Raw genomic sequence first — 18,712 nt, 5'->3', positions numbered from 1 at the left:
CGATTCATTTGACCATCAGTGGCCGTTGTTACGTGTCAAAGCCCCATATATGCCGTAATTCGGCGCATGTTGGCTGGGGTCGTGAGAACGTATCTCGCGTGTATTTGTAGTGGCCTGGCGGGCAGTCCAGCCAAAAATCCAGCCTTTGGATTTGTTTGCGGCGCGAGAATGTTGATTGTTGGTTGCGAATAATTTGATTGTCATGATTTGCCTCAAATGGTCGTGATTGAATAGCGGCTCTTCGGATGGAGAGTCGATATCAGAGGCAAGCAAGGGCCGCGCATGGAGTGCATGCGCAATGACAAGGCGCCTGGCAGTTTTTTAGTCAGCCTGGCAGCGGTGTGAGAGCAAACGATATGTGATCGTTATGCCAGCGGATCGCTAGTTCATCAACAGCTAGCTTATCGACGCAGGAAAAGAATGACGATAGGCTAAAGCGATATCAGAAGAAAAAACGGCAACACTGCACGGCCCTTGCTTGCGTATTAGAGATGCCTTACAACAGGGACAACTGGGAGGACAGTCCAAGTCAACATTCCTTTATAAACGCGCCGGAACGGCAACCAGTTCATGGTTGCCAACAGCTGGTGAGAGGGCTGAAGAATCCGGGCGACGCCGATCCTCCAGTGCGTTGCCTGGCGATGCCAGTAGTGATTTTTCCGTGATGCTTTCCCAATGGACGTTGCGTACGCCTTTTTCCAAGCCAAGGCGATTCACCAGTCGCACCAAAGCTGCACGCTCACTGACCGAGCACAGTAATTCAATAGTGATGCGGCTCAAAAAGCGCGAAACAGAACGCTGATAGCAATCATATTGCGCCAGGCCATCTTGCAGGCATACCCGCAACAAGTCTTTGATGGCAGCACTGTCTGCACTACGAACAAGCGTAACGATGCGGTAAGGAAACCGCGTGTTGGATGCTTGTTGCAAGCTTGCGCTATACGCCGCACATGCTCGGGGCGCATTTATTTGTCTGGAAAGATGGGGCACACCAATCTCCTTTAACCAATACTTCCGCAATGGCAATGACGTAATCAGCCGGAACGCGCGCAACCGGAGGTCAGGCTAGACACGAAAAATTCGTTATAGCAATGCGGAAAACGGTTAATACCCGGATTGAATAATTGGATGGGGATTTAAAGTGCGGTCTTGCTGGTCGCATCTACAACTCGGCTTGCGCAAAGCTGTAGCGGAGGGAGGTCTGCTAAAACTATGCGTATTGTGCCGGGCTGATCACCCATCCACTTCTACTATTAGAACTACAGTCCACAGTGGGCCTCCATATAATGCAATGCCCGAAGTGTATAGATTTAATAACAAGTATGTCAAGAACAAACCCGGTCTTATTTTGTAAGGAATTTCTGAAAATTCGAACACGGATAATGAAGCCGTAACGAGAATTCAATTTCCCGCAGACAAGGAATCAGCCACGATCAACGCGGATTCCAACATCGCTCAGATCTTTGTAATGCCTGATTGATATTTGCTTAATCTGACCTAGCATTCAGTTTGGCGTGCGCGTTCGCACGCTATAACGCGCTGCACAAACGATGGTACAAGAGGAGGAGTCAAGACGAAATCGCTGGCAAGGCAGCGCTTCACAGATGGCGAAGGAGGAATCCCATGAAATTCATAACGACGTTCTCTTGGAAACCTGATCCGAAAACCCGCGAGGAAGGTATTGCCCGGTTCAAAAAGACTGGCGGGCTCCCACCAAAAGGGGTCACGTTGCTGGGACGCTGGACACGCGTCGATTTAGACGGTGGCTTTGATCTGATTGAAAGTGACGATCCAAAGGCCATCGCGGAGTTTGCATTGATGTGGAGCGACCTGATGGAATTATCGACGGTCCCAATTCTTGACGATGAAGCGTTGGCTGCGGTATTGCAGCGCATCGGCAACTAAAAGGCGGCATTCAAATTGGCGCAAACGCCCGTCAGCGGGACGCATTGATAAAACCTTGAAGCATGCATCCCGATCACGGGCGCGCCCTGCCACCGCGAGGCATTTAACGCCGAGCCGGAAGCGAAGCGAGGATTCAGTTCGATGCCGGCTCGGCATCAGCCGCGCCCGATAAACGGCATATTGGTCGCCATCACCGTCATGAACTGAACGTTCGCATCCAGCGGCAAACTGGCCATGTACAGCACCGCATTGGCAACATTTTCAACTGACATCGTCGGCTCCACCGCAATCTGGCCGTTGGCCTGCAAGATACCCTGCTCCATCCGTTCAGTCATGTCGGTGGCAGCATTGCCGATATCAATCTGGCCGCAGGCTATATTGTATTTACGGCCGTCCAGCGAGGTCGACTTGGTAAGGCCCGTAATGGCGTGCTTGGTCGCGGTATAAGCCACCGAATTCGGTCTCGGCACATGGGCCGCAATCGAACCATTATTGATGATGCGGCCACCGCCCGGCGTTTGCGCCTTCATGATGCGGAACGCTTCCTGCGTGCACAGGAAAGCACCGCTCAGGTTGACATCGACGGACGCCTTCCATTGCGCAAATTCGACATCTTCCAGCGATGCCGACTTGGTAAAGATGCCGGCATTATTAAACAGCAGATCAAGCCGGCCGAACCGTTCCCGGATTTTTTCAAATAGCGCCTTGACCGATGCCGGATCGCTGACATCTGCAAGCACCGGCAACGCATGTGCGCCCAGCACTCCTGCTGCGGCAATCGTTTCCTCCAGCGCGGCGATGCGCCGGCCCGCCAGCACCACGCTGTAATCGTTGCGCAGCAAGGCCAAAGCGATGTGCTTGCCGATACCGGAACCTGCGCCTGTGACCAGCGCGACTTTTTTCGTTGTTGCCATATCTGTGTACTCCTTGACCTGTTTTTTTACACTAATTTTCTACACGCATTCCCTCCATTTTAACGGTGTTTCTGTACCAAGCCGATATCGCCCGAACAGGGCATGCAAACTTGTAATATTCAAATGCGACTTTGATCGTTCACACCAATATGTTGTTTTGTTAATCTGCCCTGCATGGCGATCGCTTTTCACGCACCGCCAAACAAATCGAAACACCAACCAGGGACCACCACAACAATGAAATCATATGCCATCTTATTTGCCGGCCTGACACTGCTGTCAGGACTGGCCCATGCAGACAAACTCGACGACATCAAGAAGGCCGGCGTATTGCGGGTCGCCACTTTCGACGGTAATCCGCCGTTTGGCTTTGTCGATCAGAAAACCAACAAAATCATCGGCCTGGATGTCGATTACGCCAACGAAGTCGCCAAAAAACTCGGCGTCAAAGTGGAACTGGTGCCGACCAACCCTGCCAACCGGATTCCCTTGCTGACATCCGGCAAGGTCGACGTGGTGTTTGCCAATTTCACCATCAACGCGGAGCGCGCCCAGGTGATCGATTTCAGCATCCCCTATTTCGCTTCCGGCCAGCAGTTCCTGGCGAAGAAAGGCGTCTTGAAAAATGCCGCGCAAATTCCTGATCTGCGCATAGGTACCGATAAAGGCACCACCATGGAAACCACCTTGCGCGAGAAATACACGGCAGCCAAGGTTGTTCTATACGATGACACCCCGTTCGCCCTGGCCGCCCTGCGCAACGGCAACGTCCAGGCAATCACTCAGGACGGCTCCAAGCTGATCGCGCTGCTGGCGAATATCCCGGATAAGGAAAAATATGAAATCCCGGCATTTGCCATTTCCGAAGAGTACGAAGGCATCGGCGTGCCCAAGGGTGAAACCCGTCTGGTCAATGTACTGAACAACACCCTCCACGAATTTGAAAAGAATGGCACCGCGCTCAAGATCTACGACAAGTGGTTCGGCCCCAACAGCAAATCGCCGCTGCCGCGCCTGTTCAAGATTGGCGATACCAAGCTGAGCCAAAACTAGTCCCCACTTGTCACCTACCGTGTATCTGTCTTGCACCGGCAAGTCTTCGGACTTGCCGGTGGTTTTTTGTTTAGCCGCAGCAAAGTAGAAAATATGACTGAGTTTCAATCTATCCTGGGGCAAATGCTGGCCCCCAAATACCTGGGCTGGCTGGTCGACGGCCTGTGGTTGACATTACTGCTGTCCGCCATTGTCAGCGTGCTTTCCACCTTACTGGGCATAGCCATTGCAGCCGCACGCTCCAGCCAGCGGCGCTTCCTGTCGCTACCGGCCCGCAGTTTCCTCTCCATCTTTCGCAATACTCCGCTGCTGGTGCAACTGTTTTTCTGGTATTTCGGTGTCTCCGGCCTGTTGCCGGAATCTTCAATGGAATGGCTGAATACAGTGCATAGCCTGACGCTGGGATCTTATCTGAAATTGACATGGCCATCGTTCGAGCTGCTGTGCGCGATCTTCGGCCTGAGCCTGTATTCCGCAGCCTACGTCAGCGAAGAAATCCGCGCCGGCATGCGTGGCGTTGCAGACGCGCAGAGACTGGCAGCTGCCGCGCTAGGCTTGAATCGCTGGCAGGGATTGCGTTACGTGATCCTGCCGCAAGCGATACGCATCGCGCTGCCGCCATTGCTTGGCCAGACCATGAATATCGTCAAGAACACTTCATTAACCATGGCCATCGGCCTGGCTGAACTGTCTTACACCTCGCGCCAGGTGGAAGCGCAAACCTTCAAGACATTTCAGGCGTTCGGCGTGGCGACCTTGTTTTACATCGCCGCCATCGCGTTGATTGAAATCATGGGGCAATTGATCCGGCGCAGACAGAAACTTGCCGGTGTTGCACAACGATGAGCATGCAATTCAGTGTATTGACGGACAACCTGCCATATCTGCTATGGGGTGCCTATCCCGATGGCCCGCTGGGCGGAGCCGCACTGACCGTATTGCTCAGCATCGGCTCGGCGCTGGCTTCGGCCTTGCTGGGACTGGTGCTGGGCATCGCCCTGTCGCTGGCGCGCGGCTGGCCGCATCTGCTGCTGACTATGGTGCTCGGCTTCTTCCGGGCGATTCCGGTGCTGATGCTGATTTTCTGGACCTACTTCCTGCTGCCGATTGTTTTCCATATCAATGTGCCCGGCGTACTCTCCGTGATGTGCGCCCTGGCGCTGATCGGCGGCGCCTATCTGGCGCACTCGGTCCACGCCGGCATCAGCGGCATCAAGGCCGGCCAATGGGATGCCGGCCTGTCGCTAGGCATGACGCGCACGGCAGTGCTGCGTCATATCGTGCTGCCGCAAGCGCTGCAAATGATGCTGCCCTCGTTCGTCAATCAATGGGTAACCCTGATCAAGGACAGTTCATTGGCCTACATCGTCGGCGTTGGCGAACTGTCGTTCGTGGCGGCGCAGGTGAATAGCCGGGTGATGATTTATCCGGCAGAGATATTCATGTTCATCGGCTTGATTTATTTTGTGCTGTGCGCGGGACTGGGCTGGTTTGCGGATCGGGCTGCGGCGTATTTTCAGACCACTACCACCTGAGTGTGTCCCAAGGTGGCACTACGGGATTTTTTCACCACGATCTCTACATCCCGCCCCAGTCGATTCAAGCACTCGATCATCTTTGCCTGGCTGATGCCCCTGAATTTCCCGCGCAACATTTCTGAGAATTTAGGCTGCGGCATGCCCAGCAAGTCGGCCGCACGCTGCTGAGTCAAATGCCGGCTCTTGATGATCTGTGCAATCTGGTGCGCCAGCTTGGCCTTGACTAACATTTCATCGGCATCGGGGAAGCCGAGATCGGCATAGGGATTGTCGCTACCCATTTCTATATCGATGCCGTTAATAGTGACTTTCTGATTCACTCTCCACTCCTTTGCATTGCGATTACAGTTTTCAATCGGGCTCGAATCAAATCCATATCTGGCCTGGGTGTGGCGCTACCGCTAACGGATTTTTTCTGAAAGCAATGCAACACGTAAAGCGCCTCGGCATAGCGCACCGTGTATATGGCTCGATACGTATCTCCCTGGCAGTCTTCCACTATTTCCAATACGCCAGCGCCGCCAAAACCTCTCAGCGGCTTAGCCTGATCATGCTTGCCTCCTGCTTGGGCCAAATACAGCGCATAACCGAAAGCGGCCTGCACTTCTATTGGCATCCCCGTCAGGTCTTTTTTCGCCGAGCCCACCCATCGTAAAGGCCTCGCAAAAGCAGATATCATAAATTATACCCAAATATAGATAAACATGCTGGGGTGATCCCCATCACGGCGTAGATAGATGAATGGATTGACTAAATTCAAATCGAATTTATACTGTATATATGTACAGTATAATGTTTCTTCGCTTATGCCTTTACCTAATATCATTTCGTCATGCCCATGTCCGCCAGCGCCCCATCCAGCATTTCCGCCGCCGCCCAATCGGTCGTTGCGACTTTGCCGCATGCCTTGTGGCGTGCAGACCAGATGGGGTCTTACCAGGGCGTGGTCACCGCTTCCGGCTATCCATCCCTGGACCGCGAGTTGCCGAATGGCGGCTGGCCGCATTCGGCATTGATAGAGCTGTTGCTGCAACAAGCCGGCAGCGGTGAAATACGCTTGTTGCAGCCGGCGCTGGCGCGCATTGCCCGGCAGCGCCGGATCGTCTTGCTGCAACCGCCGCATTTGCCGCAGATCGGCGCCTGGAACGCCTCCGGCCTGGCCAGTGAGCAACTGCTATGGATCAAGGCAGTACGCAGCGCCGATGCATTGTGGTCGGCGGAACAGGTGTTGCGTAACGGCAGCTGCGGCGCGTTGCTGTTGTGGCAGTCGCACATCCGGGGCGAGGCTTTGCGCCGCTTGCATCTGGCAGCCCAGGCCAGCGACACCATGTTGTGGGTGTTGCGTCCGCTCAGCGCCGCCCACGAATCGTCGCCCTCACCTTTACGCCTGACCTTGCGGCCGGCGCGCGGCGGTGTCGAAATCCAGTTGCTCAAACGCAAAGGACCGCAGCACGAACACGCGTTTTACCTGCCCTTGTCGGCAGTCGTTCCCGAGATTGATCCGGCCGCCGCTGTTCCGCCCACTCCGCTAAACCCTTCTACCGCACGCAATCATGGCTCTTTGGATAGGCATACACCTGCCGCTGCTGGCGCTGGAAACATTGCGCCCGCGCTGGTCTGAGCCCTGCATGCTCGCGATTCTGGAGCGTGATCAGGTGCTGACCATGACCGCCAGCGCGGCTGCCAGCGGCATCCGGCCGGGCATGCGCCGCGGCGGCGTGCTGGCGCTGGCGCCGCAGGCGTTGCTGTGCGAGCGTGACCCGGCGCGCGAACAAGGCGCGCGCGACGATATCGCGCTGACCCTGCTGCAATACACGCCGGAAGTGGCGCATGCCGAAGAAGATTCGCTGCTGCTCGATGTCAGCGCCAGCCTGAGTGCTTTCGGCGGCCGGCTGGCGCTATGCCGCCGTATCCGCGAGAGTATCCAGGCACTTGGATTCACGCCGCATGTCAGTATGGCGCCGACGGCACAAGGGGCATGGTTGCTGGCTCGCTATCGCCGCCATGCGCCGGGCCTAGCCCGACAACGCCGCAGCTTGCGTTTAGCTAGCATGCAACGTCACCTGGACCGCTTGCCATTCATGATCTTGCCGGCGGCACGTCCTTACCAGGAATGGCTGGCGGGTATCGGTTGCCAGACCCTGGCCGACTTGCGCAGATTGCCGCGCGCAGGTTTACAGCGGCGCAGCGACAAACATGTCCTGGAAACCCTGGATCGCGCCTACGGCACAGCACCGGAAATGTTTGAATGGGTGCAGGCGCCGCACACATTCTGCGCCTGGCTGGAACTGCCGGACCGCATCGAGCATGCCGAAGCAGTGCTGTTTTCTGCACGCCGCCTGATCCTGCAAATGATCGGCTGGCTGGTGGCGCAGCAACTGGCGGTATCACGTTTTTTACTGTCGCTGGAACACGAGCGCGGGCGTCAGGCAATCGCTCCCACGTCATTGGAAATCTCACTGGCCGAACCGGCCTGGCATGAAGAACATCTGTTGCGCTTGTTAAAGGAACGGCTGGGCCGGCTGCAACTCGATGCCCCCGTGATTGCCTTGCGCTTGCAGGCATCGCAGGTGGCAGCGATGTTGCCGCCGACGGCTTCGCTATTTCCCGAACCGGGCGGCGCACCCGGCGCTTATGCACGCCTGCTGGAACTGTTAAGCGCACGGCTCGGCAGCGAGAATGTGTTGAAGCCAGCCGCGCTAGCCGATCACCGGCCGGAAATCGCTAACGCCTGGCAAGCTGCGGCTGACAGCGACCGCCGGCAGCCGCCGGAGGAAACGTTGCGGCGGATCCAGCCGCAGCGGCCATTCTGGCTCTTGCAACAACCGCTAGCCTTGACGTGGCGTCAAAACCGGCCGTTTTATGGCTCGCCCCTGCGCCTGCTGTCAGGGCCGGAACGTATCGAATGCGCCTGGTGGGATGGCGCGGCAGCCGTGCGCGATTACTTCGTTGCGGAAGGTGAAGACGCCGCTTGTTATTGGATCTACCGCGAGCGCGACGACGATGACGTCCGCTGGTTCCTGCATGGCTTGTTTGCCTGAGCTTATTTGCTTGATTCAGGGGTATTACCTATGGACGAAAATTCCTCCTTTGCACCACCGCCCATGTTGCCAGAATATGCAGAGCTGCAATGCGTCTCGAATTTCAGTTTCCTGCGCGGCGCCTCGCATCCGGAAGAACTGGTAGAGCGTGCCGCCCAGCTCGGTTACAAGGCGCTGGCGATTACCGATGAATGCTCGCTGGCCGGAGTAGTTCGAGCACATATGGAAGCCAAGAAACACAAAATTTCGCTGCTGATCGGCAGCCAGTTCCAGCTGCATGAAGCCGATGGCAGCCCTGCCTTTTCCCTCATCGCACTGGCGCAAAATCGTGAAGGCTACGGCAATCTGTCGGAACTCATCACACTGGCGCGCAGCCGCGCCGACAAAGGTCATTACCTGCTCACGCCGCAAGACCTGGAGATGCCAGACAGCGCCAACGCCCATCTGCGCCAGTTGCCCGATTGCCTGCTGATTCTGTTACCCGCGCATGGCATTGATAACGCAACCCTGACACGCCAGGCGACATGGCTAGGCAGCACATTTCCCGGCCGCAGCTGGATCGGCCTGACCATGCTGCATCAGGTCGGCGATGAACGGCAGCGTGCCGTAGTTGAACAAGTCGCGCAGCAACTCAGCTTGCCGGTCGTTGCCACCGGCGACGTTTGCATGCATCGCCGCTCGCGCAAACCGCTGCAAGATACGCTCACTGCGATCCGGCTCGGCAAGCCTGTCGCCGCATGCGGTTATGCACTGGCGCCGAATGCCGAACAGCATCTGCGCGCCAGGGTGCGGCTGGCCAACTTATATCCGGCCGCCGCCTTGGCCGAAACCATAGAGATAGCCGGCTCCTGCACATTCTCGCTGGATGAGCTGAGGTATGAATATCCGGATGAGATTGTGCCGCCGGGATATACTCCGGCCAGCTATCTGCGCCAGCAAACCTATATCGGCGCACGTGGCCGTTTCACCGATGAAATTCCGGCGGCAGTGCAGAAACAGCTGGAAGACGAGCTGGATCTGATTCATGAACTCGAATACGAAGCTTATTTCCTGACGGTCTACGACATTGTCCAGTTTGCCCGCCAGCAAGGCATCTTATGCCAGGGCCGTGGCTCGGCGGCCAATTCGGCAGTGTGTTACTGCCTCGGCATTACCGAGGTCGATCCGGCGCAAAGCACCTTGCTGTTCGGCCGCTTCATCAGCCGGGAGCGCAATGAACCGCCTGACATCGATGTCGATTTCGAACATCAGCGGCGCGAAGAAGTAATCCAGTATATCTACAACAAATACGGCCGGCGGCGTGCCGCCCTCACCGCGGTGGTGATCAGTTATCGGCCGCGTAGCGTGTTACGCGATGTCGGCAAAGCGTTAGGCGTCGATCCGGGCCTGGTCGACCAGGTCGCCAAATCGCAACGCTGGTGGGATGACAAGCGGCAGCTGCAACAAAATTTCAGCGAGCTTGGCATGGCGGCAAACACGCCGATTGCAGAACAATGGGCCGATCTGTCGCATACGCTATTGGGGTTTCCGCGTCATTTGTCACAGCATCCGGGCGGCTTTGTGATTGCGCGCGGCAAACTGTCGCGGCTGGTGCCTATTGAAAACGCCGCCATGAAAGATCGCAGCGTGGTGCAATGGGATAAGGACGACCTGGATTCGCTGCGCATACTCAAGGTCGATGTGCTGGCGCTGGGCATGCTGTCGATGCTGCAGCGGGCGCTGGCGATGGTGGCATTGCAACGCGGTGAACCGTTCGAAATGAGAGATATCCCGCGCGAAGATCCGGCGACGTACGACATGATTTGCCAGGCCGACACTATAGGCGTGTTCCAGATTGAAAGCCGGGCTCAGATGAGCATGCTGCCGCGCCTGCTGCCGCGTAAATTCTATGATCTGGTGATCCAGGTCGCGATCGTCCGGCCGGGGCCGATTCAAGGCGGCATGGTTCATCCTTTTCTGCAAAACAGGAAAAAAAAGGAAGAAGACATCATTTACCCAAAGCCCGAATTAAAGGGAGCATTGGGTAGAACCCGAGGTGTGCCAATTTTTCAGGAACAAGTAATGCAAATCGCCGTGATCGCGGCTGGCTTTACTGAAGGCGAAGCCGACAGCCTGCGACGTTCGATGGCGGCATGGAAGCGCAAAGGCGGCCTCGACAAATTCGAACGCAAGCTGATCGATGGCATGGTCAACAAAGGTTATGAAGAAGATTTCGCCAAAGCCATCTACAGCCAGATTCAGGGCTTCGGCGAATACGGCTTCCCCGAAAGCCACGCGGCCAGTTTCGCTTTGCTGGCCTACGCCAGCTCCTGGCTCAAATGCCACGAGCCCGAAGCTTTCCTGGCGGCGCTGCTGAACAGCCAGCCGATGGGATTTTATTCGCCGTCGCAACTGGTGCAAGACGCGCGCCGGCATGGCGTCGAAGTGCTGCCGGTCGACATCAACCTGAGCAATTGGGAGGCTACGCTGGAGCCGACATCAGCCCCACGCCCGGCAGTGCGGCTGGGACTCAACCTGGTACGTGGCCTGAACTTCGATAATGCGCAAGAAATTGAAGCGGCACGCGCAGTGCGTGCGTTCACCGGTCTCAACGACATGGCCTTGCGCAGCGGCTTGAAGCGCGATCAATTGCAAGCGCTGGCGGCCGCCAATTCCCTCGCCCCGCTGGTCGGCAACCGGCGCCAGGCGCTGTGGCAGGCGCTGGTCAGCACCCCGGAAAAAGGCTTGCTCAAGCAGACCCGGGTGGCAGAAGAAGAACTGCTGCTGGCCGCACCCTCGGAAGGAGAAAACCTGCTGAACGACTATAGTTCACTAGGCTTGACCCTGGGCCGTCATCCGCTGGCGCTGCTGCGCCCGCGATTAAACGCCCAGCGCTTCATGGCGGCTGAGGTGCTGAACACATACAGCAACGGCCGGCTGGCCAGGGCTTGCGGCATCGTCACGGTGCGCCAGCGTCCCGGCACCGCCAAAGGCGTCGTGTTTGTCACCCTGGAAGATGAAACCGGCACCGTCAATGTCATCGTCTGGCCGGACCTGGCAGACCGCCAGCGCAAGGAACTGCGCGGCGCAAGGCTGATGGGCGTGAACGGCATCTGGCAAACCCAGGATGGCGTCAGGCATCTGGTCGCCAAACTGTTAATCGATATGTCGCCCATGCTGGGCAAGCTAGGAACCAGCAGCCGCGATTTTCACTGATAACGCCGAAGTTAATGTTCTGGCGGCTTTTCGTGGGGCATTGCGTGAGGCTTTTCGTGAGGCATTTCCAGATGATCAGGATGCAGATCGAGCATCTGATCGATACCGGCGCCAGGATCTTCGCTGCCATCGTCCTGAAACTCTACCAAACGCTGCCGCGCGCTATCATCCTCATCCGCCAGATAGCGCTTGCGCTGCCAGCGCATCGCCATCAGAGCGCCCGCGCCGAACATTGCCAGGCAAACCGCCAGAATCGGCAATGGCGCCCGGCACCATGCCGCCTTCTTCGTCAACTGATCTTCAGACAACTCGGTTTGCAATTGCATGATGGGCCTCCGCATTTTTATTTAGCGTAAATCGGTGGTCTCTGCCGGCAGATAAAGGCACTGCAAAAGTAAATTCTAACAGGGAGTGGCGCCATGCAGTAGAACGTCTTCAGGCAGTGTCCGTCAAGCCCATGGCGTGCCGCACGCGCTCGCACAACTCCTCGGGCGAACGGGAAATGATCTCTTCCGGCACCATGAATTTCTTGATGAGCCGCTTGTAACTCTCGAATCCGTAGGAAACCATGAAAGGATGCATGCCGGAGCCGATGGCCGCCAGGTAATCCTTGTGCTCATCGCCGCAGATGTAGGCGCGCGCCGGGTTGATGTCCATCTGCTCGCGAATAGCCCGGAATTGCTGCATTTTTTCCAGGTGCAGCGGAATGTGAGCGAAAAAATCGAAGGCATCCAGATCGATATCGTGACGGCGGAACAACAACCTCAATGTTTGTTCAGGCTCATTGGTCATGTTCCGTGTCACCAGGCCGACTGCAATGTCCGGCGCGGCCATCAGGCTCTGCACCAGCCCGGCAATACCCGGATACAGCTTTGCTTCTTCCCGGTACACCTCGGTCAGGGTGGCGATCAATTGCTTGCGGCTCTGCTTGCCGATCTGCCTCTTCAAATTGGACGGAAACTCTTTCAAGCCACCCAGGTATTTGAACAGACGGCGCCGTTTCTGGAACCGCTCTTCATCGCCGATCACCATGCCATGCCTGGAAAACGTCTTGTCGATGGCGCTATAGGCATCGATAGTCGTGCCGTCTGCATCAAGGATAATTAATCGTTTGCTATTGTTGTACATGATTTATCTGGCCACGGGACACAGAGCCTCAACTTATAGCAGTCTTGTGACAGCACGATGACTTTGACGGAGCGTCAAATTTCCGGCGCACCTGATCAGCTTGCCTGTCGCCCGTCCTTCGCCCTCCCTCACCCGGCGCTACTTGCGCAACAGGCGCACGCTGTGCACCGCCGTCAACGCCACCGCGCACCAGATGGGAATATAAGTCGCCAGCTGTCCCGGCGCCATGGATTCGCCGAGGAAAAGGATAGCGACCCCGACCAGCAACACCGGCTCGACGTAGCCGAGGATACCGAACAGGGCCATCGGTAACAGCCGGCTGGCGCCAAGGTAAGCGCCCAGCGCCACGGTGCTCAACAAACCCAGCCCTGGCAGCAGGTATAGCCACATATCCGGCCTGTGGGCAATCACCGGCAAGGAATCACGCAAATACAGCATGATGACGACCACCGGCAACAGCAAAGTCATCTCGAAAGCAAACGACACCACCGGATCGGCATTGATCTTGCGGCGCAGGATAAAGTATGGTGGATAGCCAAGCGCCACCACCAGGGTCGGCCACGCAAAACTGCGCGTCAGCCACAGCTCGTGCAGCACACCGGCCACCGCGCAAGCGACCGCCAGCCATTGGAGGAGATCCAGCCGTTCGCGATAATAGAAGCGGCCGACCAGCACCATCGTCAACGGCAGCAGGAAATAGCCGAGCGAGACCTCAAGCGCGCGGCCATGCAAAGGCGCCCACATGAAAATCCAGGCCTGCAGCCCGAGCAACGCCGCCGCCACCGCCAAGGCAACGCAAGTCAAGGGCTCGCGAGCGAGACGGCGCAACAAGGCGCCCGCCTGCGGCAAACGCTGACGCAGGACCAGCAAGGCCAGTGCGCCGGGCACCGTCCACACTACACGCCACGCAAATATATCGAGGCCGTCGAGCGGCGCCAGCAATCTGGTATAGCCGGACATCAGGGCGAACAGCATCGAGGCACCAACCGACAAGCCGATGCCGCGCCCTATTTCATGTTGATTCATTGTGTCAAACGCGCCTCGGCAGACATCTTTAATCGCTCAATAATCATTTAGTGCCCATTTAGTGCCCATTTAGTGCCGCTTTGCCCGCCTGCTCCGGGGTCAGGCCATCATAAAACTGGTCGGTGAACCATTCCACCTGCTCTTCGATATGTTCTTGCGCCTGCTCCAGAGTGGCGCCGCCGGCTACCAGGAAGCCTTCGACTTCAATACACCAATTGATCAAAGCCAGCGTTTCCGGATCCAGCTCTTCATTCTTCTTTGCCATCATTTTTCCTGTTTAAACGTCTTGTAGTGGCAGTTTGCCAACACCCACGGCGGCAAACCTGCATCACAGGTATTGCACCGGCGGTATTTTACCCGCCTCTGCGTTGCTCAAGATAAAGATGGCCAGATGACGTTCATAACGCGGCATGGCTCCACGTGCCGGCGATCCGGATTTCGCTTTTCACCGAGCGCGCCAGAAAACACTCTTCATGCGCCTTGTGGTGCAGTTGCTGGAGCGCTGCATCATCCGGAATTTTGGCGCCGGAGAAAGCCACCGCCGGCATCAATTCAACCAATGCTATCCAGCTTTTGCCATCCGCTCCGCGCTGCATATGCCCCGTGGCGTGATCGACATACCGGTCGACCAGGTAACCCGCGCTACGCGCAATGTCGAGGAACCACAGCATGTGGCAACTCGACAAAGAGGCGACAAAAGCCTCTTCCGGATCGACATTGGCCGGATCCGACAAAGGCACCCTGACCACGTGCGGCGAACTCGATGCCGGCACTACCGCGCCGCCGTCGAATTGCCATTGGTGAGCGCGGCTATACCGGTTATCGACAAATGCCGCATCCGCTCGTTGCCACTCGATAGTAGCGACATGACTGGACATGAGATTTCCTTTCAGACTGTAATGCCGTTAAGTTAAGGTTACCGGTTATAGCGCTTGGCACGTCATTCCCGCGAACGCGGGAATCCATTTTAACCACCATACTGTGCAACATGGATCCCCGCATTCGCTGGGATGACGGAGTGACCGCATTGGTCCATCTAAAGAATACCGTTCGGGGCTTAACTTAACGGCATTAGGGCCAAGCTCCACTTTAATCCCGGCGACATCCACTACACCGACCGCTTGTTGTTTGCCTGACGAGCGCAGCCCCTGCTGCCGGAAAAAACATTGTTTTCATCTGAAAATGTACTATGTTGGCTACTTGGGAGAGTGGGATGCGCGCCGGATAATTCTCTTGCAACCCAATCAAGAAAAGCCTCCGGTGCAGTGTTCCGTCGAGCTATAAAAGGAGAATTCTATGAAAGAATTCCGTCAGCAACTGCGAAAACACTTCCTGTATGACGAGGTTGGAAGAGCGAAAAAAATACTGATATTAGTAGCGATCGTTTGGTCATTTACCTTGCTGGCAAGCTTGGCCGCCGGAGTGGAGCTTTGGCTTTATGACGGACGGACTTCTGCAAAATTCCAATTTTTTCTTCTCGGCGCAATCGTCTGCATTGCCGTTTACTGGCTGTGTTTTGCGAAAGACGGGCTGGTGCTGGCGGGTGACATAAAGCTGGTTGTGAACATCAGTGAAAGACATCACAAGAAACTAAGGCGGCTGGCAAATCAGCAGAATACGACCATCGGCGACATTATGGAGCAGCTGATGGATATCATTACGAACGCCAGATTGAACGAGCTGAAATCGTCAAGTGATGCCGCTATCATTTCCAGCTATAGCGCAGACCTAACCAGATTCCGCGCGGTGCGCCATAGCCGCGAAACTGCTCGACAACAGGGTTGGCCGCGTCATATGACTGATTAGGCCCGTTGAAATAGTTCTGACCAAGAATACCGAAATTTGCATAGCGCTTGTCCAGCAGGTTATTGACGCGTGCGAAAAATTCCAGGTCACGGCTGATTTTGTAACGGGTATCGAGATTGACCACGCCATAGCCAGGTACTTTGCCTTGCCTGTCGCTATTATTTTCATCGCCACGCGCAAAGATGGCGCTATTAAGAGTGCCGCTGGCGCCGACCGACCATTTTTCGTTAATGTCGTAGTCGAGCCTTAACTTGAAAGAGTGGCGTGGAATGCCCGGAATCTGGTTGCCGGACTTGACCTGAATGACACCGTTGGCGTCCGCGGCAGAATTATTCGGACTGCTTTCCGCGAACGGCGACTGGAAAGTCGCATCGATAAAACTGTAGTGGGCAGACACACCCAAAGCGCCAAACCTGGTGCTTGCGGACAGTTCGAGTCCCTGCCGGCGCGTCTTGCCGACATTCTGGAAATAACCTGCATTCGTGGCGACGCCATTGCTGCTGATGAACTGGATATCATCGTCCAGATCGGTGCGATAAAGCGCCACACTCCATTGGGACTCCTCACCGAATTTGCCACGAGTTCCGAACTCTAGCGTGCGAGAAACCACTTTTTTCAACGCCGGATCCGCAATAAAATTATTGGGCAACTGGCACGGTGCGTCAGGATCGGCGCAAGTCAGTTCCACCGGTGTAGGCGTACGCATTCCTTCGCTGTAGGAACCATAGAGGGTCAGCTTCGGCGTCGGGTTGTAGTTGACACCGATGGCCGGATTGAAACGGGAAAACTGGTGATCGCCATTGAGCTTCGGCGAGTCGCCGGTCTGGTCGGCAATACTGATGCGCGCCAGGTTGTAGCGTCCGGACAATGTCAGCGTCCAGCGGTCAGTCATCGATAGTGCATCCGAGAAGAAAATCCCGTAATAACTGTTGCGGGTTTTGGCATCCGTAGCCTGTTGAAAATCGCCGATGGCGACCGTGCCGCGAGCCGGCGTGAATTCCGCATCCTGGTTTGCCTGGGTAAAGCGGGCATGGCCGAAATCGCCGCTGGCGCCCATTACAAACTGGTTCTTCTTTCCGGCCAGCTCACCCAGCAAGGTCATTTGCAGGCCGAGGCCGTATCCGGTCTGATCGATCTCCGAGCGATTATTCGTTGCCTGCGCCCTATCGATCGGACCTGCGGCAGCATCTGCCTGATCGCCACCACCGTTGACATTGCTGCTGAACCCGCTGTTCTTGTAGTGGCGGTAATACAGATTACCGCTGACAAGCGCCTTGTCGTTTATGAAATGACTACCCTTCACCGTCAAAAAACCAAGCTGGTTCTGGTTGCTATCGGGATAGGTATAAGCCTGGCGGATATTATTGGAAAACGATATCGGCAATGTCTGCGCGCCTTGCAGCGAATTGTCGGCCGCACTCAGGCTGATATCCAGATCGGTGGTGCTGGTCTGGTAGCCCACTTTACCGAAGAACTGCTGCACCTTGCTCGGGTTGTGGTCGGCCCAACCATTATCCTTGGAATAATTACCGGTAAAAAAATAATCCAGATTGCCGGCCGCGCCAATCTTCCCGCCCTGTTCGAATTCGACCGTCTTGCGTCCGAAGGAACCGGTCGATACTTCCACCGCCCCACCTGGATTTTGCGCTCCGCTTTTAGTGTAGATCGCCAACGCTCCGCCGAGTGTATTGAGACCGAAAATCGGATTCGATCCGGGAATCAACTGGATGCTGGAAATCGCCGATTGCGGAAGCAGATCCCAGTTCACTACGTCACCGAACGCTTCATTGATCCGCACGCCGTCCTGAAATACCGACAAGCCCTGCGGCAGGCCGAGCAGCGGCGATGCGGTAAATCCACGGAAACTGATGTCCGGTTGAAACGGATTACCCTGCGACGAATTGATGGTGACGCTGGTTGGATTCTGCTCCAGAAATTCAGCGAGATTACCTTGTCGCTGAGCGGCGAGATCCTTACGTGTAAAGACCTGCACATTGCCGGCAACATCACGGATCGGCGTGCCAAGCCCTGGCAGCGGCGTAGTACCAATCACTTCAATTGTCGGCAACTCCATAGCTTCGGCTGGATTGTCGGCGCGTGCGTGAGCGGACCAGCAACCAGCGAATGCAGTAGCAATAACGACAACAATTTTGCGTCTGACGAGGAACCCCGACGGCAATGCAGCAAGAGCGTGTCTCATTATTTGAATTTTTATGTTTGTGTTATCAGGACAGCGGGAACCTCAGGGCGTAAGCACTTTCACGCCATGTTTGGCAAAGATTGCCGCCATCTCCCCGGATGTCACCAGCGCATTGGTTGCGTCTTGCAATAATTTGACAAGCTCCGGGTCACTCTTCTTGACCGCCATGCCCACCACCCAGCCTTTTGGCGGCAAGCGCTGGAACGTGACTTCACTGATGCGATAATTCGGATCGTCTCTCAACACCGATTCGATTTCCGACAGGCTCGCAACAACGCCATCCAGCTCGCCCACTTTCAGCTGTTCCAATGCCGCCGTTGCCGTCGGATAGATTTTTACGTCATCCCGGAATTTCCCATCTTCCGCACCCAGGAGCACGACCGCACTTATCGACACTTTTTCCACGCCTATTTTTTTCCCGGCGATCGAATCCAGCTTCTCGAATCGCGGCACCTTGCGCACGTCCGTAACCAGGCGTACCACCTCGCGATGATATGGCGCGAAAATTTCGACCTTGTCATTCTGTTTCATCAGGCGTGGATCGACCGGCACGTGCAGCATCACGTCGGCCGGACCGTAGCCGAGATAGTGGCCTTTCCACACCATATTGCGCAAATCTTCGTCGAGATCGTCACCGGCCGGAAATGGCAGCAGACTCAGCTTCAATCCCGTTTTTTTCGCCAGCGCTTCGGCCAGATCGATATCGATGCCGCCGTCACTCGCCGAAAACGGCGCGAACTCGTTGTACACAGCCACCTTCAAAATACCCGACTGCTTTATTTTTGAAAAATCCTCCCCGGCTCTTACCGGTGGACTAATACCCAGGAACAGGCAAACCAGCGCTAGTATCGCAATACAGGCTCGGTAAGAAATCTTTGTCATGGTGCGGCGCTCCGGTGTTTGGTA

Annotated in this window: 19 protein-coding genes; 8 read left to right on the top strand and 11 right to left on the bottom strand. The window is 56.1% G+C overall.

Features of this window, described 5'->3' with window-relative positions; all coding sequences use genetic code 11:
* Window positions 1–540 precede the first annotated feature (540 nt).
* Window positions 541–930 (bottom strand): hypothetical protein, encoded by a 390-nt coding sequence (locus KHU29_RS00925; RefSeq protein WP_211450822.1) that lies wholly within the window; start codon window positions 928–930, stop codon window positions 541–543.
* Window positions 931–1,623: 693 nt separating this feature from the next.
* Between KHU29_RS00925 and KHU29_RS00920 the strand changes: the two genes are divergently transcribed.
* Window positions 1,624–1,905 (top strand): DUF3303 domain-containing protein, encoded by a 282-nt coding sequence (locus KHU29_RS00920; RefSeq protein WP_211450821.1) that lies wholly within the window; start codon window positions 1,624–1,626, stop codon window positions 1,903–1,905.
* Between the two features lie 155 nt (window positions 1,906–2,060).
* On the opposite strand, the gene KHU29_RS00915 is transcribed toward KHU29_RS00920, so the two are convergent.
* The gene (locus tag KHU29_RS00915) at window positions 2,061–2,819 is read right to left on the bottom strand and encodes an SDR family oxidoreductase (RefSeq protein WP_211450820.1); all 759 of its coding nucleotides are present in this window, start codon (window positions 2,817–2,819) and stop codon (window positions 2,061–2,063) included.
* A 237-nt stretch (window positions 2,820–3,056) separates the two neighbouring features.
* Here KHU29_RS00915 and KHU29_RS00910 point away from each other — a divergent pair, with 237 nt between their 5' ends.
* The 3 genes from KHU29_RS00910 to KHU29_RS00900 all read left to right on the top strand — a co-directional run bounded on the left by KHU29_RS00910 (window position 3,057) and on the right by KHU29_RS00900 (window position 5,407).
* Entirely contained in the window at window positions 3,057–3,872 is an 816-nt protein-coding gene (locus KHU29_RS00910) for an ABC transporter substrate-binding protein (RefSeq protein ID WP_211450819.1), read from the top strand.
* A 93-nt stretch (window positions 3,873–3,965) separates the two neighbouring features.
* Window positions 3,966–4,718 carry an amino acid ABC transporter permease gene (locus tag KHU29_RS00905; protein WP_211450818.1) on the top strand — a complete coding sequence of 251 codons (753 nt, stop codon included), beginning with the start codon at window positions 3,966–3,968 and terminating at the stop codon, window positions 4,716–4,718.
* A 2-nt stretch (window positions 4,719–4,720) separates the two neighbouring features.
* Window positions 4,721–5,407: an amino acid ABC transporter permease gene (locus KHU29_RS00900; RefSeq protein ID WP_246541317.1), complete on the top strand. Its 687-nt coding sequence runs from the start codon at window positions 4,721–4,723 to the stop codon at window positions 5,405–5,407.
* Here the strand turns inward: KHU29_RS00900 and KHU29_RS00895 are convergent.
* Entirely contained in the window at window positions 5,389–5,691 is a 303-nt protein-coding gene (locus tag KHU29_RS00895; RefSeq protein ID WP_211451120.1) for a helix-turn-helix domain-containing protein, read from the bottom strand. The genes KHU29_RS00900 and KHU29_RS00895 overlap by 19 nt on opposite strands.
* Before the next feature lie 35 nt (window positions 5,692–5,726).
* Window positions 5,727–6,089, bottom strand: coding sequence for a type II toxin-antitoxin system RelE/ParE family toxin (locus KHU29_RS00890; protein WP_211450816.1), 363 nt, complete (start codon window positions 6,087–6,089; stop codon window positions 5,727–5,729).
* Window positions 6,090–6,248: 159 nt separating this feature from the next.
* Between KHU29_RS00890 and imuA the strand changes: the two genes are divergently transcribed.
* From imuA to KHU29_RS00875, 3 genes are read left to right on the top strand one after another with little or no spacing between them, the layout of a single operon-like run.
* Window positions 6,249–7,031 carry a translesion DNA synthesis-associated protein ImuA gene (gene imuA, locus KHU29_RS00885; RefSeq protein WP_343216013.1) on the top strand — a complete coding sequence of 261 codons (783 nt, stop codon included), beginning with the start codon at window positions 6,249–6,251 and terminating at the stop codon, window positions 7,029–7,031.
* The gene (locus KHU29_RS00880) at window positions 6,964–8,451 is read left to right on the top strand and encodes a Y-family DNA polymerase (protein WP_211450814.1); all 1,488 of its coding nucleotides are present in this window, start codon (window positions 6,964–6,966) and stop codon (window positions 8,449–8,451) included. The genes imuA and KHU29_RS00880 overlap by 68 nt, the downstream gene beginning before the upstream one ends.
* A gap of 30 nt (window positions 8,452–8,481) precedes the next feature.
* Window positions 8,482–11,646, top strand: a complete 3,165-nt coding sequence (locus tag KHU29_RS00875; protein ID WP_246541316.1) for an error-prone DNA polymerase — start codon at window positions 8,482–8,484, stop codon at window positions 11,644–11,646.
* Window positions 11,647–11,657: 11 nt separating this feature from the next.
* Here the strand turns inward: KHU29_RS00875 and KHU29_RS00870 are convergent, their stop codons facing one another.
* From KHU29_RS00870 to KHU29_RS00850, 5 genes are all read right to left on the bottom strand, one after another.
* Window positions 11,658–11,972 (bottom strand): hypothetical protein, encoded by a 315-nt coding sequence (locus KHU29_RS00870; protein ID WP_211450813.1) that lies wholly within the window; start codon window positions 11,970–11,972, stop codon window positions 11,658–11,660.
* Between the two features lie 109 nt (window positions 11,973–12,081).
* Window positions 12,082–12,774, bottom strand: a complete 693-nt coding sequence (locus KHU29_RS00865) for an HAD family hydrolase (RefSeq protein ID WP_211450812.1) — start codon at window positions 12,772–12,774, stop codon at window positions 12,082–12,084.
* A 138-nt stretch (window positions 12,775–12,912) separates the two neighbouring features.
* Window positions 12,913–13,800 (bottom strand): EamA family transporter RarD, encoded by an 888-nt coding sequence (gene rarD / locus KHU29_RS00860; RefSeq protein ID WP_211450811.1) that lies wholly within the window; start codon window positions 13,798–13,800, stop codon window positions 12,913–12,915.
* A 58-nt stretch (window positions 13,801–13,858) separates the two neighbouring features.
* Complete coding sequence (locus KHU29_RS00855; RefSeq protein ID WP_211450810.1) at window positions 13,859–14,065, bottom strand: hypothetical protein; 207 nt, start codon at window positions 14,063–14,065, stop codon at window positions 13,859–13,861.
* A gap of 133 nt (window positions 14,066–14,198) precedes the next feature.
* Complete coding sequence (locus KHU29_RS00850; RefSeq protein WP_211450809.1) at window positions 14,199–14,678, bottom strand: OsmC family protein; 480 nt, start codon at window positions 14,676–14,678, stop codon at window positions 14,199–14,201.
* 418 nt (window positions 14,679–15,096) lie between these two features.
* Here KHU29_RS00850 and KHU29_RS00845 point away from each other — a divergent pair, with 418 nt between their 5' ends.
* Window positions 15,097–15,606, top strand: coding sequence for a hypothetical protein (locus tag KHU29_RS00845; RefSeq protein WP_211450808.1), 510 nt, complete (start codon window positions 15,097–15,099; stop codon window positions 15,604–15,606).
* Here the strand turns inward: KHU29_RS00845 and KHU29_RS00840 are convergent.
* On the bottom strand, window positions 15,506–17,680 hold the full coding sequence (locus KHU29_RS00840; protein WP_211450807.1) for a TonB-dependent receptor: 2,175 nt from the start codon (window positions 17,678–17,680) through the stop codon (window positions 15,506–15,508). The two genes, KHU29_RS00845 and KHU29_RS00840, sit on opposite strands and share 101 nt — an antisense overlap.
* Window positions 17,681–17,848: 168 nt before the next feature.
* Window positions 17,849–18,688, bottom strand: a complete 840-nt coding sequence (locus KHU29_RS00835; protein ID WP_211450806.1) for a substrate-binding periplasmic protein — start codon at window positions 18,686–18,688, stop codon at window positions 17,849–17,851.
* Between the last annotated feature and the right edge of the window lie 24 nt (window positions 18,689–18,712).

Origin of the sequence: Collimonas antrihumi (assembly GCF_018304965.1) — a bacterium.
GTDB lineage: Bacteria > Pseudomonadota > Gammaproteobacteria > Burkholderiales > Burkholderiaceae_D > Collimonas > Collimonas antrihumi.
This window is presented reverse-complemented; position numbering and strand designations above follow the sequence as displayed.

What these genes read in the sequence shown, in the direction of transcription:
- KHU29_RS00875 (WP_246541316.1), top strand. Translation starts at nt 8,482, where the DNA reads ATGGACGAAAATTCCTCCTTTGCACCACCGCCCATGTTGCCAGAATAT.
- KHU29_RS00870 (WP_211450813.1), bottom strand. Translation starts at nt 11,972, where the DNA reads ATGCAATTGCAAACCGAGTTGTCTGAAGATCAGTTGACGAAGAAGGCG.
- KHU29_RS00880 (WP_211450814.1), top strand. Translation starts at nt 6,964, where the DNA reads ATGGCTCTTTGGATAGGCATACACCTGCCGCTGCTGGCGCTGGAAACA.
- imuA (WP_343216013.1), top strand. Translation starts at nt 6,249, where the DNA reads ATGTCCGCCAGCGCCCCATCCAGCATTTCCGCCGCCGCCCAATCGGTC.
- KHU29_RS00845 (WP_211450808.1), top strand. Translation starts at nt 15,097, where the DNA reads ATGAAAGAATTCCGTCAGCAACTGCGAAAACACTTCCTGTATGACGAG.
- KHU29_RS00835 (WP_211450806.1), bottom strand. Translation starts at nt 18,688, where the DNA reads ATGACAAAGATTTCTTACCGAGCCTGTATTGCGATACTAGCGCTGGTT.
- KHU29_RS00865 (WP_211450812.1), bottom strand. Translation starts at nt 12,774, where the DNA reads ATGTACAACAATAGCAAACGATTAATTATCCTTGATGCAGACGGCACG.
- rarD (WP_211450811.1), bottom strand. Translation starts at nt 13,800, where the DNA reads ATGAATCAACATGAAATAGGGCGCGGCATCGGCTTGTCGGTTGGTGCC.
- KHU29_RS00840 (WP_211450807.1), bottom strand. Translation starts at nt 17,680, where the DNA reads ATGGAGTTGCCGACAATTGAAGTGATTGGTACTACGCCGCTGCCAGGG.
- KHU29_RS00910 (WP_211450819.1), top strand. Translation starts at nt 3,057, where the DNA reads ATGAAATCATATGCCATCTTATTTGCCGGCCTGACACTGCTGTCAGGA.
- KHU29_RS00920 (WP_211450821.1), top strand. Translation starts at nt 1,624, where the DNA reads ATGAAATTCATAACGACGTTCTCTTGGAAACCTGATCCGAAAACCCGC.
- KHU29_RS00890 (WP_211450816.1), bottom strand. Translation starts at nt 6,089, where the DNA reads ATGATATCTGCTTTTGCGAGGCCTTTACGATGGGTGGGCTCGGCGAAA.
- KHU29_RS00900 (WP_246541317.1), top strand. Translation starts at nt 4,721, where the DNA reads ATGCAATTCAGTGTATTGACGGACAACCTGCCATATCTGCTATGGGGT.
- KHU29_RS00905 (WP_211450818.1), top strand. Translation starts at nt 3,966, where the DNA reads ATGACTGAGTTTCAATCTATCCTGGGGCAAATGCTGGCCCCCAAATAC.
- KHU29_RS00895 (WP_211451120.1), bottom strand. Translation starts at nt 5,691, where the DNA reads ATGGGTAGCGACAATCCCTATGCCGATCTCGGCTTCCCCGATGCCGAT.
- KHU29_RS00850 (WP_211450809.1), bottom strand. Translation starts at nt 14,678, where the DNA reads ATGTCCAGTCATGTCGCTACTATCGAGTGGCAACGAGCGGATGCGGCA.
- KHU29_RS00915 (WP_211450820.1), bottom strand. Translation starts at nt 2,819, where the DNA reads ATGGCAACAACGAAAAAAGTCGCGCTGGTCACAGGCGCAGGTTCCGGT.
- KHU29_RS00855 (WP_211450810.1), bottom strand. Translation starts at nt 14,065, where the DNA reads ATGGCAAAGAAGAATGAAGAGCTGGATCCGGAAACGCTGGCTTTGATC.